This window comes from Rhizobium sp. P2_G2 (assembly GCF_056403555.1).
On record NZ_JBFUFF010000134.1, the window covers coordinates 1 to 14,853 of the forward strand.

Consider the following 14,853-nt stretch of genomic DNA (forward strand, 5'->3'; position numbering starts at 1 on the left):
GGGAGATTGGATGGGGCGCTCTTCCTGCCTCGATCTGCCGTCACATACTCAGTGACGTCCGTTTGGGGCGATGGGCGTGCCGCTTGCCAATCTCCCCCCTTGAGGGGGAGATGCCCGGCAGGGCAGAGGGGGGTAAGCCACACCCACCCTTTCACCCGAGAAATACCCCACGTCGCGCAACACCTCCGTCACGAACAACAATGTCCCCCAGAACCCTCCCCCGACCCCGCCAGCACACTTGCCGCGTTAGCACTGATCGGCCGATTGTTCGCTGGATTACCCGGAAAAAATCCCGCCGGAACCAGCGAGAAGCCACAGGAAATGCAGGGCTGCACCGGAAAGTCCTCCGCGCGCACCACATGATGCAGGCCGAAGGAATGCCAGACGACGATATCGGTGTTTTCGATCGGGCGGTCCTGCTTGATCAGTTCCGCCAGCCCGTCCTTGCCGTCGGAATTCGGCACGAATTCGCCGGCCGGATAGCGTTCGTCTTCGTTGAACGGCGTCACCCAGATGTGGTTTCGGATGAAGTTGGAGCGGATGCCCGACGGGCCATCGTCCTGGATCATCGGCGTCACGCAGTTCGGCGTATGCAGCCTGTAGGACACCGGCTTGCCGACATGGTTCGTCACATTCGGGTTGATCACCTTCCAGCTGCGATGTGTCGAGAGGTCGGCGCGGCGGGCAGCCTCAAGCTCGGTCTTCAGCACCGTGTCGACGGCATAGAAGGCATTGCCATAGGGATTGGTCGCGCTTGTCGGCTCCATATGCGAATTGGTCTCGACGACGCTGTTGCCGCCGCCATCCACCGCCATGTCCAGCCGGGCGCAGAAGATGTGTTGGTGGATCGGCGAACCGAGGCCGGGCTGGATCTCGGTCGAATATTTGTCCGGCTGGCCGGGGTGGCAGGCATTGGTGTTGACGATGCCGGTAGCCTTCATCTCGTAATCGATCTCGCCGGCCAGCGTCAGATACCAGTATTGCGCATATTCATAATTGCCGACGGTGCAGATCGAGGAGATCACCAGCTTGCGGCCCCGGTGCAGCACGGTGCGGCCGGTGCGGAAATCCCAGTGCTTGGTCAGGATGCCACCGTCTTCCTCATGGATGCAGACGGCCTTTTCGATGGTCACCACCTCGCCATTGATACCGTTGACATGCGCATCGAGATACTGGATCTGGCCGAGGCAATCACAGCCCAACTTCAGCGAATTGGTGAGCTTGCCGAAGCCGTATTCGCCGACGTCGAAAATGTTCTGCCGCGCATGGCCATAGAGCGGCGAGCCATAGGGCACGACCAGCTCGACGACGGAGGCGCGGCGGACGATCGAACGGCCGTCATAGCGGACATCGTGCAGCACCAGGCCTTCGCGCGGGGTAAAGCCGATGGCGAGCGTCCACTTGTCCCAGGAAATCGCATGGTCCTTGATCGTGAAGCTGACGCCTTCCGGCTGGACCACATTGATCGGCTTCTGCGGCGCCGGCGGCGCGGGCAGGAATTCCGGATCGTAATCATGCCGCGTCATCGGGATCGGCGGATGGTCCGGATAGTCGTCGATGCGCAGCACTTCGCCGGTCTTGACGTCGATGACGGCATTCAGGCCTTCGATCGGATGCGCATAATAATTGGCGAATTCCGCCACGCGCAGCCAGGAGAAGGTGTGCGAGATCAGCCGCCCTTCTTCCTCCCGATGGCCGAAATTGCCGCCCGACCAGGAATCGACGATGACGCCGGTCATGTCGGTGATGCCGCGCCTGCGGCAGGCCTCGATGAAGCGCGGGTCCTTCTTCACATTGACTTCGACGCTGCCCATCTGCTCGACCATGAAGGCGGCCTTGGCATTGGGGAAATGCTTGCGCCGCACGATGGTCTTGTCGGCCAGCGACACGACCAGCTGCCAGACGCCGGGTACATCGAGATGATTGACATTGACGCGCGCCTCGCGCGGCAGGGCGGCGCCGTCGAGATAGGCGCGGTATTCGGAGGGCGTTGGTTCGCGCAGATCGATATTCTCGAACAGCACGTCCTTGCCGAGCGCGGCATCGGCCCTGACTACGGCCACGGCGCTGGCGATCTCGTCTGGCGTCAGCGGCGCTAGCGCGCTCAGATGCGCCGGCGGCGGCGGGGCGGCAACGCCCTTGAGCGTGGCGGGATTGACGGCTTCGTTCATGGCTCTGTCCTTGTGGTTCGACCGCCTTCGGCCGCTTGCGTGGCGTGGGCGGTATTGGTGAAATTGGCGGACCGCCTGTGGGCGGTCGCATACGGGGTAAAGACCCCGCCCCACTTACGGGGTCGAGCCACTGGTCTCGACCCGTCCTTCGGACCCCCACAAGGGGGAGGGGCTTAACCCGCGGCTCCGCTGAGCCCCAATTGAGGCAGGGAGAGCGCCACGAGTCTTCTCCCCCCTTGTGGGGGAGATGGCCGGCAGGCCAGAGAGGGTCTTAAAACTACAGCGGCCGCGCCGACCGCGGGACGGGTCTTACTGCCGCAACTCCGTCCAAATCCGGTCATAAGCCCGCGTCGCCTTCTCCTCGCAGGCCGGTGCAAACACGATCTTCAAATCCTTCGGCGGATTGAATTCCGGCGATTCACCCGTCTCCTTCGGCAGGAACTTGGCGGAGCCCATCACCGCGCTCTGATAGCCGGTCGACTTCTGCTGCAGCGCTATATTTTCCGGATCCATCAGGAAGTTGAGGAATTTCTTGGCATTGTCGATATCCGGCGCGCCCTTCGGCACCGCGACATTGTCCATCCAGCCGATCGCGCCTTCCTTGGCGAAGACATATTTGATCGTCGGCTTCTGCAGCCGCGAAGCCAGCCCCTTGCCCGACCATTGCTCATGCATGACCGTCTCGCCGGAGACCTGCCGCTCGGTCGTGCCGTCGGAATTATACACCTTCACGAACGGCTTCTGCGCCTGCAGCAATGCATTGAGCTGCTTGAGATCGGCCGGATTGGTGTTGCACTGGTCCTTGCCGAGATAGAGCAGCGCCAGCGAAATGACTTCCGAGGGCGAACCGAACATGCCGATCTTGCCCTTGAGATCATCCGAAGGCTCGAACAACGCCTTCAGGCTGTCGGTCGGGCCCTTGTAGACGGCGGTATCGACCGAATAGGAGGTCGTGCCCCAGACCCACGGCACGGAATATTTGCCATCCGGATCCCAGGGGCGCTTCTGCCATTTCGGATCGAGATTCCTAAAGTTTGGCATCGAGGCGACGTCGACCTCTTCCAGCAGCCCCTGCTTCTGGAAGATCGGCACGAAATCGTTGGAGATGATCATCACGTCATAGCCAGCCGCACCCGAACTGATCTTGGCGAGCGCCGTCTCGTTGGAATCATAGGTGTCGATGGTGACCTTGATGCCGGTCTCCTTCTCGAACTTCTTGATCATGTCTTCCGACGTATAGTCGGTCCAGTTGTAGATATGCAGTTCGCCGGCATGCCCCAGCGTCGGCAGGCCGATGGCCAGGCCGAATAGGCTGGCGGTGAGATATGTCCTCATGTTTTTCATGTTCTTCCCTCTTGTTGTCTAACTCGGTTATTCCTTGTTGTTGCGTCGTCCGAGCAGGAGTGCCGCGACGACGAAGACCACGGACACAGCAAGCAGAATGGTGGAAATGGCATTGACCTCCGGCGTCACGCCGAGCCGCATCATGCCGTAGACATAGACCGGCAGTGTCGTGGAACCGGCGCCGGAGACCATCAGGCTGATGAGGAAATCGTCGAGCGACACGACGAAGGCCATTAGCGCACCGGCAGCGATGGCCGGCGCGAGCAGCGGCAGCGTGATGCGGCGGAAGAGCAGCCATTCGCTGGCATAGAGATCGCGCCCCGCCTCTTCGAGCACCCCGCCCATGTCCTTCAGCCGCGCCTGAATCGGCAGAATGGCAAAGGGGATGCAGAAGACGGTGTGCGCAATCATCAGGTTGATCAGCCCATTCTTCATGCCGATGGCGGAAAAGAAGATCAGCGTGGTGATGGCGACAATGATTTCCGGCACGATCAGCGGCAGCGCCACCATGGCCGCCATGACGCCGCGGCCGAGCCGCAGCGTGCCGCGTTCCAAAGCCAGCGCGCCTGCCGTTGCGATGGCGGTCGAGGCAATTGTCGCGACAATGGCGATGACGACGCTGTTCCAGGCCGCGCGGCGGATGTCGTCATTGCCGGCGATGACGCGGAACCAATTGAAGCTGAAACCCGTCCACACCGTCACCAGCCGGTTGGCGTTGAACGAATAGATCACCAGCACGATCAGCGGCGCATAGAGAAATACCAGGATCAGCGCCGTGAACGGCCTGAGCCCCGGCGTGTAGCGCCAGGTGAAGGGCTTTGCCGCGCTCATGCCAGCGCCTCCCGATCCGCCCGCCGCGAGCGGCTGATGAAGATCGCCAGCACGGCGATGGTGACGAGGACGGACAGCGCCGCCCCGAACGGCCAGTTGCGCGATGTGGTGAACTGCATCTGCACCAGACTGCCGATCAACAGCTTCTTGCCGCCGCCGAGCAGGTCGGGCGCCAGGAACGAGCCGAGCGCCGGGGCAAACACCAGGCTGGCGCCGACCAGCACGCCGGGTTTGGCCAGCGGCCAGATGATCCGCCGATAGACGGCAATGCGGCTGGCATAGAGATCATGCGCCGCCTCGATGAAGCGCGGATCGATGCGCTCCAGCGTCGAATAGATCGGCAGCACCATGAAGGGCAGGAAGGTATAGACCAGCCCGAGCAGGATCGAGCCGTCATTGTAGAGCAGCGGCAAAGGCGTGGCGATGACGCCGGCGGCCCTGAACGCACCGTTGAGCAGCCCCTCATCGCGCAGGATCAGCACCCAGCAATAGGTGCGGATCAGCGTGTTGATCCAGAACGGCAGGGTGACGAGGAAGAGCAGGATGCGCCGCCGCTCCACCGATTGGCAGACGATATACCAGGCGACCGGAATGCCGAGGAGCATGCAGAGAAGCGTCGTCGCGAGCGCCAGGTAGACCGAGCGTGCGATGATCAGCACATAGCTCCAGGAGAAATACAGGCTGTCGTCGAAATCACGCTGGAACAGGAACTGGACATAGGCATCGAAGGTGAAAGGTTTTGTCACGCCGCCATAGGGACTGGCGGTCAAGAATGAATAGGTGACCGCGATGATCAGCGGTAGCACCATGAAGATGCCGATCACCAGGAAGGCCGGTGCGATGAGCGCGTAGGTCGAGCTTTTCTTCATCGCCGCCTCACTTCGCCAATTGCCGCTCGACATCGTCTGGCCAGTCGACCACCACCGCAGCTCCGGCACCGAGTGCTGGATGCGCATCGCGCGCGCGGCTGCGCAGCCGGATATCCGCGCCGAGCGAGACTTCGTAGAGCGTGTCGAGACCGAGGAAGGTGACGGATTCGATCCTGCCGCGGGCGCGCCCGGCGGCATTGTCATTGGCAGCCGGCACGATCGAGATGCGCTCGGGCCGCACCGCGATCATGACGTCGGCGCTGCGGCCGAGCAGCGCACCGGGCAGAACATTGGATTCGCCGATGAAATCCGCCACGAACCGGTTTGCGGGATTGTCATAGATTTCGCGTGGCGCTCCCACCTGCAGCACGTGCCCCGCCGACATCACCGCAATGCGGTCGGACATGGCCAGCGCCTCTTCCTGGTCATGGGTGACGAGCACGAAGGTAATGCCCGTCTCCTGCTGCAGGCGCTTCAATTCGCCCTGCATTTCCTTGCGCAGTTTCAGGTCCAGTGCCGACAGCGGCTCGTCGAGCAGCAGCACTTTCGGCCGCGGCGCCAGCGCCCGGGCAAGCGCCACGCGCTGCTGCTGGCCGCCGGAAAGCTGGCGCGGATAGCGAGAAGCGAAATTGTCGAGCCGCACCATGGCGAGTGCGGCGCGCACGCGCGCCTCGATCTCCGGCCGAGCCACCTTCAGCATTTCGAGGCCGAAGGCGACATTCTCCGCCACCGTCATATGCGGGAACAGCGCATAGCTCTGGAACACCGTATTGACCGGCCGCGCCTGCGGCGGCAGCGCTGCGGCATCGAGATCGCCGATGCGGATTTTCCCTTCCGTCGGCGCCTCGAAACCGGCGATCAGGCGCAGCAGCGTGGTCTTGCCGCAACCGGAAGGCCCCAGCAATGTGAAAAACTCTTTGTCAAATATGTTGAGGTTGACGGTTTCGAGCGCGAAGACAGGACCGGCAGCCTTCGTCGAAAACGACTTAGAGATGCCCTCTATGTCGATCATGGACCGCACAATGCTCACCCTCACTCTCGTGCTAAATAACTATTTGGTGAATAGCTACCAGCGATGAATTCGGATTGTCAAGTTACCGCTAAGAACAACACGGCAAAAACGCTCGGCCCGCAAAACTCTTGCACGCTAGTCATTTGAAATCGAAAAGAATTTAAATTTATCGCGTCATTTCAGAGCAATAGGCAATGCATTACCGTTCGAAGACAACAAGCAATACAAGCAGCCATCAACGAACGGCCACTTCGCAACTTATAACCTTATAGTTACTTATGAGAAACCCCTATGCGTTCCTCTGTTCCTCTTCTTCCTCTCCTCCATGCCGGTTTGGGATGCGAATTCAGCCGATCGCCCTCGATTCAGGCGCGGCAGGATAATACAACACTTTTTATTTAATCGGATTTTGATTATCCTGCAATGGAAAGTTCACCGAAGGCATTGCCATGAATCTGCGTATGGAGGGCGAGCACACCCTTCCCGGCACCAATCTCCTGCAAACCCGGGCGCTCAATCGCCGCGCCGTGTTCGACGCGGTGCGCCGTAGCCCGCGGCCCGTGACGCGAGCAGAACTCGCCCAGGCGATCGGGCTGACCGTGCAGGCCGTCTCCAACATCGCCGCCGAACTCGAAGGTGCCGGCCTCATCCGCCAGCAGGGCCGGCGCGTCGGCCAGCGTGGCCAGCCGGCCGTCGAATTGTCGCTCGACCCGACCGGCGGCTATACGGTGGGCCTGAGCCTCGCCTATCGCCGCGTCGCCGGCGTCGTCGTCGATCTCACCGGCGAGGTCGTGGCCAGCGAGGCGCGCGAGCTGAGCGAACGCGCGCCGGAAGTCACCGCCGAAGTGCTGGGCGGCCTTGTCGACCACCTGCTTGGTAAGGCTAATCTTACGCGAGACCAGGTTTGGGGCATCGGCTGCTCGGTACCGGGCACGGTCGAAAACGGCTCCTTCTGGTACGACAAGGTGCAGGAGGGCGAGGCCTGGGAAAAGTTTCCGCTGGCCGCCCGGCTGGCCGAACTGACGGGCCTGCGAACCTTCGTCGAAAACGACGCGACGGTGGCAGCCATAGGCGAAAAGCTCTACGGCATCGGCCGGCTGGCGCGCAGCTTCTTCTACCTGCATTTCAATCTCGGCGTCGGTGGCGGCCTGGTGCTCGACGGCCAGCACTATCGCGGCGCCTTTGGCGGCGCCGGCGAAATCGGCCATATGATCGTCAAGCCCGGCGGCCGGCTCTGCCCCTGCGGCAGCCGCGGCTGCCTCGAACAATATGTCTCCTTCTATTCCGCCGCCGAAGTCATCTGCGGCCCGACCCGCACCCCTGACGAAGTGCCCGCCGAAGAACTGGCGCAATCCATCCGCAACCGCGACCCGCGCCTGATGGCCTGGCTGGACGAAGCCGGCCAATATCTCCGCATCGCCATCCGCAATATCGAGGCGATCTTCGACCCCGACACAGTGGTCATCGGCGGCGGCCTGCCGTCAGACCTGCAAGACGCCTTGATCGCCGCCGCCACCCCGCCGCTACCGGCAATGATCCACCGCCGCGCAAGCCGGCTGCCCAGGCTGATGCCGGCAGAGCATGCATCGGAATTGCCGGCGCTGGGTGCGGCGGCTCTGCCGATGGCGATCGCGATGCAGCCGAACCCGGCTTCGAGCGCTTGGGCGGCGACCACTGCGGGGGCAGCCGGGATCAGCCATCCGGCGCTGGCGCTGCTGGGGATTGAGACTGGGGTGCGGGTGGAGGGGTAGGTCACTTGGGCGTTCCCAAGCTATCCCCTGCAACCTCCTATTCTTCGACTTGGGCGAGAAGCGCTGGATCGAACCATACGTCTTCATAGGCGCCATCTGTCAAAAACCTCCATCCCGGAGGCAAGCACAGAAATTTCGCAATCAGCGGATAACTGTCTGGGAGGTGAGCATAATGTATTGAATCAAAGCTTTCATCTCTATTTGGAAAGTCCGTCGATGCCCAGATAAACCATCCATTTGTATTTTTATAAGGAGGATGCCGCAGGCCATTGATCGGCATGATAGAAAAATCATAGTCGAAAGAAATTCCCGTCATGCTATTTGGATGGGGCGGGTCATAGATAGCGTTATGCATTTTACATACTGCCATCTGTTCTGCTTCCAGCATCTTATATTCCACCCGCTTCTCCCTCGATAAAACTCAGCCGCCGCCAGCAAGGCCCAGATGGAGGAAACCACCACTATCGCTGTGCCTTGTCATAGAAAATAGCCAAGCAATTTGCCACATCACGGGTTTGTGTTGCGCATGGTAAGAATAGATGCCACCATACGGCCCAGAGGTTTTCACCATGCCCACCGTCGAAAAGCGAAGCATCAGTTTGACGCCGGAGTTGGCGGCCGTCGTGGACCAGGCGGTTGCCGGCGGCGAGTTCGGCAATGCCAGCGAAGTCATCCGCGAGGCGTTGCGCCAATGGAAAGAGCGCCGCGATCTCTACGGGTATACAGTCGAGGAGTTGCGCCTATTATGGGATGAAGGCATCGCCAGCGGAAAGGCGCGGCCGATGACCGAAGGCTTTACCGATCTCATCAAGCGCAAGGGGCGGGAGCGTCTCGCACCGCGCAGCTGATCCGCATGACGGCTCTGAATTATCTTCCATCCTTCGAAGATGACGCTCTTGCCATCTGGGATCATATAGCACAGGACAACCCAGTTGCAGCCGACCGAGTGATCGATGAACTCTACGCCCGCTGCCTGCTTCTGATCGACCATCCCCTCGCCGGCCCATCGCGTTCCGATATTGCCGAGGGATACCGGCACCTGACGTTCGGCCGTTACCTCATCCTCTACCGATATGAGGACAGACAGGTTGATCTTGTGCGTGCGCTGGACGGAAGACGTAACATCACCGGCAAGATGTTCCTGGAAGCGCTCCCAGGGACGTGAACAAGCGCCGACTGCCCGGGGCTGCCCTTCCCTGTCGCCGTCCCGGCGGTTTGGCGAGATTATCGAGGACATTTGCAGCGAAGGAACAGCAACCATGTCATCGGCGACCATTGCGGTGATTGACAACCCGTCGGACGAGGATCGCCAGATGATCCTCAATCCGCTCCTGGCCTATAACGACGCCGCCATCCCGGATGACAGGCATGAACCGATTGCGCTCCTGCTCCGCAACGAGGAAGGCCAAGCCGTTGGAGGGCTCTGGGCGAAGCTCTACTATGATTGGGTTTTCGTCGAACTGCTTTTCGTTCCGCAGGATCTGAGGGGGCAAAATTTAGGGGCGCGGTTGATGGCACAGATCGAAGACATCGCAAGGGCGAAGGCCTGCGTAGGTATCTGGCTCGATACGTTCAGCTTCCAGGCGCCGGGTTTTTACGAAAAGCAGGGCTATGAACGGTTCGGCACGCTCGAAAACTATCCGAAAGCAATGAAGCGCATCTTTTTCCGCAAGTCGCTTCGAACGGCATAGCGCGTCAATCGCGATTGCCGGCCGATCCGTTCGCAAAGCCGCAATCTTCGCCGGCCTTGCTCGACACAGCCTTCGCAGGACTAAAAATCCCCCAGCGCCGCCATCTTCCCCGCCATGGCGACGAGTTCGCTCTGGCGGGAAATGCCGAGTTTGGAATAGACGCTCTTGAGATGCGTGCGAACGGTGCCGACGGACACGGCGAGCGTTTCCGCCGCCGCCTCCGGACTGGCGCCGCTGCCCAGGATCGCGGCGACTTTTGCTTCGGCCTTGGTCAAGCCCAAAGCCGCAAACGTCGCCTCCCCGCCATTCCCGGCACCCGATACTTCCGGATCGGTTATGATCACAGTGATGGTGTCGGCGGCTTTGAGGAGTGCCGACGAGAGCCGGTCCTTGCGACGATGGCCTGGGAAAGCGGTTACGATCAGCGGTTTGCGCCCGCCCGCCCGAGCAAGTGCGACCGGCGACGTCTCGTTGTTCCTGACGTCGGGGTCGAATGCTGAGGCCAGCATCCGATCGAGCTCCCTTTGCTGAGAGGGCCGGCGCGCGCGGAGCCTCTTGTCGGCGATCGAGAAGCCGTCGCCGGACATGTTGAGAGCCACATCATTGGCGGCAATGACCGTGCCGGACGCGTTGACGGTAACGACGCCGCACTGCTGCAGATTCATCAGCTCCTGCGTCCTGTTTGCGGCGCCGAGCCGCAGGTAGATCGCCAGGGCTTTCGCCGCATGCGCCGAAAGAAGTTCAAATGTTGCGCGCTGGCTGTCGGACGGCGGTCCAGCTTTCAGCCAGAACGGGGATATGAGCGCATAACGCTCGCGCGAAGGCAGGGTAGATGTGCCGCGCATGACGGCGTGGCCCAGCTCGAACGAGCGCGCATAGTCCTGATAAAACGGTTCATGGCGGATTCTTTCAGGCGTGACCAAATCCCCGTCCCAGATGCACCTGTCGATAACCGGCTGGCGCGCGTCGTAAGCCATGAAAGGGCAGCGCGAATACCATTCCGTCACCAATGACGTGCAGGCATCGCCGATATCCGAACCGGAATGGAGAAATTCAGGCATGGAGGCGATGTCTTGCCGCAGCGGAAAAACGCCGATCCCGGCGCCTTCGCATTGCGTCGCAAGCGCATCGAGCGCGAGCGGCCATAACTCGGCCTGCAAGATTGCGTCATAGATCAGGGCAATTGCCTGATTCAAAGCGTCCAGATCGCGCGGCAACGAACTCCCCACGACAGCGGAAAAGGAAGTAAACCGTCTCAAACACGACAGAAATTCACCCGCCACCATTACGCCTGTATTTTCATGAAAAACCGATGCGACAGAGCGTCGCGCGAAGCCGATGCAAGGCCACTGCAGAATGTTTTTCAGACCCTTGCCGCGCTGTTTGGACTGTCTGCCGGCATGCTCGCCTCATGCCGCGCGCCGTGGGTGACCGCCTGGATGGCCACAACAATATTTCGACGCCTATCCAAAATGGGGCATGCCCGTCCTCGATCATGCTCTTAATTTTTCGTTCCCGGGAAATTTCACCCGCCTCCAAGACATATGGGAACGTTGACCATGGCTGTGCATAAACACCAACTCACCACCGGCACCGATCACATTGTCGGAACATCCGGCAAGGACCTATTTCTGGCGCCGCTGACCGGCGCCGCACACAAACCGACATTGACCAATAAAGACCGCCTGGACGGAGGCGACGGCACGGACACGATTTCGGCGGCACTTTCGGGCGCGAGCCTGGCCCCCTGGCTGAAAAATATCGAGCAGGCGATATTCAGCCGCAGCGCGACGACCGCACTCAGCCTGGATCTTGCCCATGCGACGGCGCTCACCAGCCTGTCTTTCAAGGCATTCGACTCCGGTGTGACCGTCGCGCATGCGACCCACGCCGCCACGATCGCCATCAGCAATACATCGGAGCAGACGATCGAAGTCGATGGCATCGATGAAAACACCGTTTCCACTGAACATCTGAAGTTCAAAAACGCGCAAGACGATAAGCTGACCCTGGCCACTGCCGGCGGCGGAGACTTCAATGCCCTGAATGTGTCGCTGTCCAACAGCAGCGTCGAATTGCAAGGCAACAGCCGTCCCACCGAAATCACCATCCACTCCAATGGACACAAACAGAACGACTTCTATGCCCACACGTCGACGACCGGTCACGACGTTGAAAACCTGACGATCTCGGGAAAGGCGGCGTTGAACCTATGGGGTTTGAGTGTCGCTTTCACGTCGCTGGCCAGCGTCTCAGCCGCAAATATGCACGGCGCTTTGATAGCCGAATTCGGTGGCGCGAATCTAACGTCGGTGGCGACGGGCAGCGGCAATGATGCAATTATCCTCGACAGCCTTGGTGGCACGACGGCCAACAAAGGGACTGTCGATCTCGGCGCCGGCGATGATGATCTGGTCATGTCGCATTCATTCGCGTTCGACGCCACGACGCAGACTTTCGTCGGCGGGGACGGCACCGACACGGTTGATATATCCGGCAATGTCAGCGACCTCTCGTCCCTGTTCAGCGGCTTTGAACATTTGTCGGTCGCCAATGCCACCGGCACGTACAATCTCGGTTCAGAATGGACGGCATTCTCGTTCGACAACGACACCGCAAGCACGGACCAGGTCGTTGTCAATGGCTCGTCTTTGACCGCAGTGACCGGATCGTCGGACAAGGATTACTTCGCCGTCACCGCTCTGGGCGGCGCGGCCGGCTCGAAAGCAGTGGTCGATCTTCAGGCGGGCGACGATTTCCTCGATGTGACCAATCTGGCGCTGAATTCCTCCACGCAGTCTTTCGAAGGCGGAGACGGCAATGACGGCTTCGTGATCAAGGGCAATGTCGCCAATCTCTCGGCGCTGTTTCATGGTTTCGAATACACGTACATCGATGATGCAACCGGCACCTATGATTTCGGCAATTCGGGCATCAACGGGATCATCCTGGGCAACACTCCGGTATCATCCGTGAGCTTCAACAATGTGCAGTCGGGGGGATTGGTACAGATCCTCGGCACACAGGCTGAATTCATGACGGTCAATGTCGAAAACGCCGCCAGCCTGCACAATGAAAGTTTCAGATTTCAGCTGGCCTATACCGCCGATTTCGGCAATTCCACGGTCGGGCTTTTCGCGCCGAACCTGTCGAACCTCTTCATCGACAGCTTTGCCAATCATCACACAATGTATCTCTCGACGGTTGGAGCGGCCACGGATACGGCCAGCGTGACCATCACCGGCGACGGTGCCCTGACTCTGAACGCGACCAACGCATCGACCAGCTATATTTCCGAGCTGACGATCACCAACACCGCCGGCGTGGATATATCCGGCCTCGCCAATGGCACCCAGGCCTTTGTGTCGTCGGGCGCGACGATTGTCGGCGGCGATGGAGACGACATCCTGGTGGGCGGCGCCGGCAGTGACACGATCTCCACCGGTGGCGGCAACAATACGGTGCATGGATCGCTGGGGACGGATGTCATCAACCTGACTGCCAATAGCGGCCTGGATGTGATCGCCTACGACGCCGTGACTCAATCGCCCTTCAGCAGCGCCGACACAGTCAACAATTTCGGGATTCTTGACTCGATCGACATCAGCGGGCTCGTTTCCAGCGTCAATTTTGCCGGCAATTACGTGGATTTCTCCTCCGGAACGCCACATCTTTCGCACACCGTCGTCATGGCCTTTTACGACACCACCAACGACCATCTCTATGTCGACCTCAATCATGACGGGTCGATCGATGCCGCGCATGATCTCGACATCAAGCTCGATATATCGACCTTCAATTCCTGGAACATCACCGCGTGAGGTGAAACAGGCCTGCCGTTCAAGTCGCCGGATGCTGCCAGCATCCGGCAATCTCGACGCCAACCCGCCGATCAGGCGTCACGTCGCATTGGGTGCGCGCATTGGCCGCCGGTGACGCGGGCGGCAAATGCGGCAAGCTCGCTCTGGCGCGAGATGTCGAGCTTGGCGAAGATTCGTTTGAGGTGGCCACGCACCGTTTCGATGGAAAGCTGCAATTCCGCCGCCGCCACGTCCGGGCTCGCACCCGCGCCAAGAATGGAAGCCACGCGGGCCTCGGCTGCCGTGAGGCCGAACAGCGTGAACACGCGCCAGTCGCATGCCGCAGGCATGCTGTCCGGATCCATGACCAGAACGGCAATTTCCGGAAGCGATCGCAGGGGCAAAGCCAGCCTGTCCACATGTCTGCTCAAGGGCATGGCATTGACGATCAGCGGCCGCTTGTCCTTTGCCCGTTTCAGCGCCAGCGGTCCCCGAGGGCGTCCGTCGGCCCTCGGCTCCAATGCCGACAGAAGCAGATGATCCAGTTCTCCCTGCTGGCTCGGTGACGTGGCCAGCAGCCTTCGGTCGGCAATCCGAAAACCATCACCGTCCAAGCCCGCCGCTGCATCGTTGATCTCCAGGATGCGACCCTGCCCATCCAGCAGGACAATGCCGCAATGCTGCCGATCCAGAAGCGCCAATGCGCTCTGGAACTGGCCGGCAGACGCATTCAGCCGCATATGCATGCCGAGCGCTTTTTCGGCATGCACCGACAGGATATTGAAAACCTGCATCTGGGTCTCATCCAGAAGGCCCTTACGCCGGGACGTGGTCACCATCATCACATAGCGCATCTGGGTCGCCGCCGGACTGGTGCCGCGCATCATGCAATGCGCCATGTCATATTTGCGCGCATAGCCCTGGTAGAAATCCAGCTTCGGCATCTGATCCAGGGCATAGATATCGCCGTCCCAGATGCTGCGGCCCACAAGTGGCGCTTGCCTTTCGCGGGCCATGAACGGCGACGTCGCGTACCACTCCTCGCCGAAATTCCGCGCCGCCTCCTCGACCGCATTGCTGGCATAAACGAAGGAGGCAGCCCCGCACCGCTTCTCCACCGGATAGACCATCATCCCCATGCCGCCGCAGGAGGCTGCGACGCCATCCATGGCCTCCGGCCAGAGATCGGGTTCAAGAACGGCGTCGTAAATCCTGGCGACCGCGGCATTCAATCTGTCGGCACTCGGCAAGGATTCCGCCATGGTCTTTGTTCTCGTGGGATTTAAGCCAGGTCATCCATGAAGGCGAGCCACCCCGAGGCGGCAATCTTCTCTCAGTTTCTGCGAAATCATGTTGCAAATGCGGCACGGATGGTGGAATGCGC

At 60.5% G+C, this 14,853-nt stretch carries 13 protein-coding genes; 5 read left to right on the top strand and 8 right to left on the bottom strand.

From position 1 onward, the window contains the following. Positions 1-188 precede the first annotated feature (188 nt). The 5 genes from AC1D06_RS38370 to AC1D06_RS38390 all read right to left on the bottom strand — a co-directional run bounded on the left by AC1D06_RS38370 (position 189) and on the right by AC1D06_RS38390 (position 6,227). Positions 189-2,171: a primary-amine oxidase gene (locus AC1D06_RS38370; protein ID WP_477990827.1), complete on the bottom strand. Its 1,983-nt coding sequence runs from the start codon at positions 2,169-2,171 to the stop codon at positions 189-191. A 309-nt stretch (positions 2,172-2,480) separates the two neighbouring features. Then, a complete protein-coding gene (locus AC1D06_RS38375; RefSeq protein WP_477990828.1) occupies positions 2,481-3,515 on the bottom strand; it encodes an extracellular solute-binding protein in 1,035 nt (344 codons plus the stop codon). 27 nt (positions 3,516-3,542) lie between these two features. Then, a complete protein-coding gene (locus tag AC1D06_RS38380) occupies positions 3,543-4,346 on the bottom strand; it encodes an ABC transporter permease (RefSeq protein WP_477990829.1) in 804 nt (267 codons plus the stop codon). Continuing rightward, entirely contained in the window at positions 4,343-5,215 is an 873-nt protein-coding gene (locus AC1D06_RS38385; protein WP_477990830.1) for an ABC transporter permease, read from the bottom strand. Before AC1D06_RS38385 ends, AC1D06_RS38380 begins: the two co-directional genes overlap by 4 nt. A 7-nt stretch (positions 5,216-5,222) precedes the next feature. Then, a complete protein-coding gene (locus AC1D06_RS38390) occupies positions 5,223-6,227 on the bottom strand; it encodes an ABC transporter ATP-binding protein (RefSeq protein WP_477883899.1) in 1,005 nt (334 codons plus the stop codon). Positions 6,228-6,676: 449 nt separating this feature from the next. Here AC1D06_RS38390 and AC1D06_RS38395 point away from each other — a divergent pair, with 449 nt between their 5' ends. After that, complete coding sequence (locus AC1D06_RS38395) at positions 6,677-7,978, top strand: ROK family transcriptional regulator (RefSeq protein WP_477990831.1); 1,302 nt, start codon at positions 6,677-6,679, stop codon at positions 7,976-7,978. A 37-nt stretch (positions 7,979-8,015) separates the two neighbouring features. On the opposite strand, the gene AC1D06_RS38400 is transcribed toward AC1D06_RS38395, so the two are convergent. After that, on the bottom strand, positions 8,016-8,378 hold the full coding sequence (locus AC1D06_RS38400; RefSeq protein WP_477990832.1) for an immunity protein Imm33 domain-containing protein: 363 nt from the start codon (positions 8,376-8,378) through the stop codon (positions 8,016-8,018). A gap of 169 nt (positions 8,379-8,547) precedes the next feature. Between AC1D06_RS38400 and AC1D06_RS38405 the strand changes: the two genes are divergently transcribed. From AC1D06_RS38405 to AC1D06_RS38415, 3 genes are all read left to right on the top strand, one after another. Further along, positions 8,548-8,826 carry a type II toxin-antitoxin system ParD family antitoxin gene (locus tag AC1D06_RS38405; protein WP_477990833.1) on the top strand — a complete coding sequence of 93 codons (279 nt, stop codon included), beginning with the start codon at positions 8,548-8,550 and terminating at the stop codon, positions 8,824-8,826. Between the two features lie 5 nt (positions 8,827-8,831). Beyond that, entirely contained in the window at positions 8,832-9,143 is a 312-nt protein-coding gene (locus AC1D06_RS38410; RefSeq protein ID WP_477990834.1) for a type II toxin-antitoxin system RelE/ParE family toxin, read from the top strand. A gap of 94 nt (positions 9,144-9,237) precedes the next feature. Next, positions 9,238-9,669, top strand: a complete 432-nt coding sequence (locus AC1D06_RS38415) for a GNAT family N-acetyltransferase (RefSeq protein WP_477990835.1) — start codon at positions 9,238-9,240, stop codon at positions 9,667-9,669. A gap of 80 nt (positions 9,670-9,749) precedes the next feature. On the opposite strand, the gene AC1D06_RS38420 is transcribed toward AC1D06_RS38415, so the two are convergent. Continuing rightward, entirely contained in the window at positions 9,750-10,886 is a 1,137-nt protein-coding gene (locus AC1D06_RS38420) for a helix-turn-helix transcriptional regulator (protein ID WP_477990836.1), read from the bottom strand. A gap of 342 nt (positions 10,887-11,228) precedes the next feature. On the opposite strand from AC1D06_RS38420, the gene AC1D06_RS38425 reads away from it, so the two are divergent. Next, positions 11,229-13,490, top strand: coding sequence for a beta strand repeat-containing protein (locus AC1D06_RS38425; protein WP_477990837.1), 2,262 nt, complete (start codon positions 11,229-11,231; stop codon positions 13,488-13,490). 71 nt (positions 13,491-13,561) lie between these two features. Here AC1D06_RS38425 and AC1D06_RS38430 read toward each other — a convergent pair whose 3' ends face one another. Beyond that, on the bottom strand, positions 13,562-14,731 hold the full coding sequence (locus AC1D06_RS38430; protein WP_477990838.1) for a helix-turn-helix transcriptional regulator: 1,170 nt from the start codon (positions 14,729-14,731) through the stop codon (positions 13,562-13,564). Positions 14,732-14,853: the final 122 nt, after the last annotated feature.

Excerpts from the sequence above, each read along its gene's own strand:
- AC1D06_RS38385 (WP_477990830.1), bottom strand. The coding sequence starts at position 5,215 with ATGAAGAAAAGCTCGACCTACGCGCTCATCGCACCGGCCTTCCTGGTG.
- AC1D06_RS38415 (WP_477990835.1), top strand. The coding sequence starts at position 9,238 with ATGTCATCGGCGACCATTGCGGTGATTGACAACCCGTCGGACGAGGAT.
- AC1D06_RS38425 (WP_477990837.1), top strand. The coding sequence starts at position 11,229 with ATGGCTGTGCATAAACACCAACTCACCACCGGCACCGATCACATTGTC.
- AC1D06_RS38410 (WP_477990834.1), top strand. The coding sequence starts at position 8,832 with ATGACGGCTCTGAATTATCTTCCATCCTTCGAAGATGACGCTCTTGCC.
- AC1D06_RS38405 (WP_477990833.1), top strand. The coding sequence starts at position 8,548 with ATGCCCACCGTCGAAAAGCGAAGCATCAGTTTGACGCCGGAGTTGGCG.
- AC1D06_RS38375 (WP_477990828.1), bottom strand. The coding sequence starts at position 3,515 with ATGAAAAACATGAGGACATATCTCACCGCCAGCCTATTCGGCCTGGCC.
- AC1D06_RS38370 (WP_477990827.1), bottom strand. The coding sequence starts at position 2,171 with ATGAACGAAGCCGTCAATCCCGCCACGCTCAAGGGCGTTGCCGCCCCG.
- AC1D06_RS38390 (WP_477883899.1), bottom strand. The coding sequence starts at position 6,227 with ATGATCGACATAGAGGGCATCTCTAAGTCGTTTTCGACGAAGGCTGCC.
- AC1D06_RS38380 (WP_477990829.1), bottom strand. The coding sequence starts at position 4,346 with ATGAGCGCGGCAAAGCCCTTCACCTGGCGCTACACGCCGGGGCTCAGG.
- AC1D06_RS38430 (WP_477990838.1), bottom strand. The coding sequence starts at position 14,731 with ATGGCGGAATCCTTGCCGAGTGCCGACAGATTGAATGCCGCGGTCGCC.
- AC1D06_RS38395 (WP_477990831.1), top strand. The coding sequence starts at position 6,677 with ATGAATCTGCGTATGGAGGGCGAGCACACCCTTCCCGGCACCAATCTC.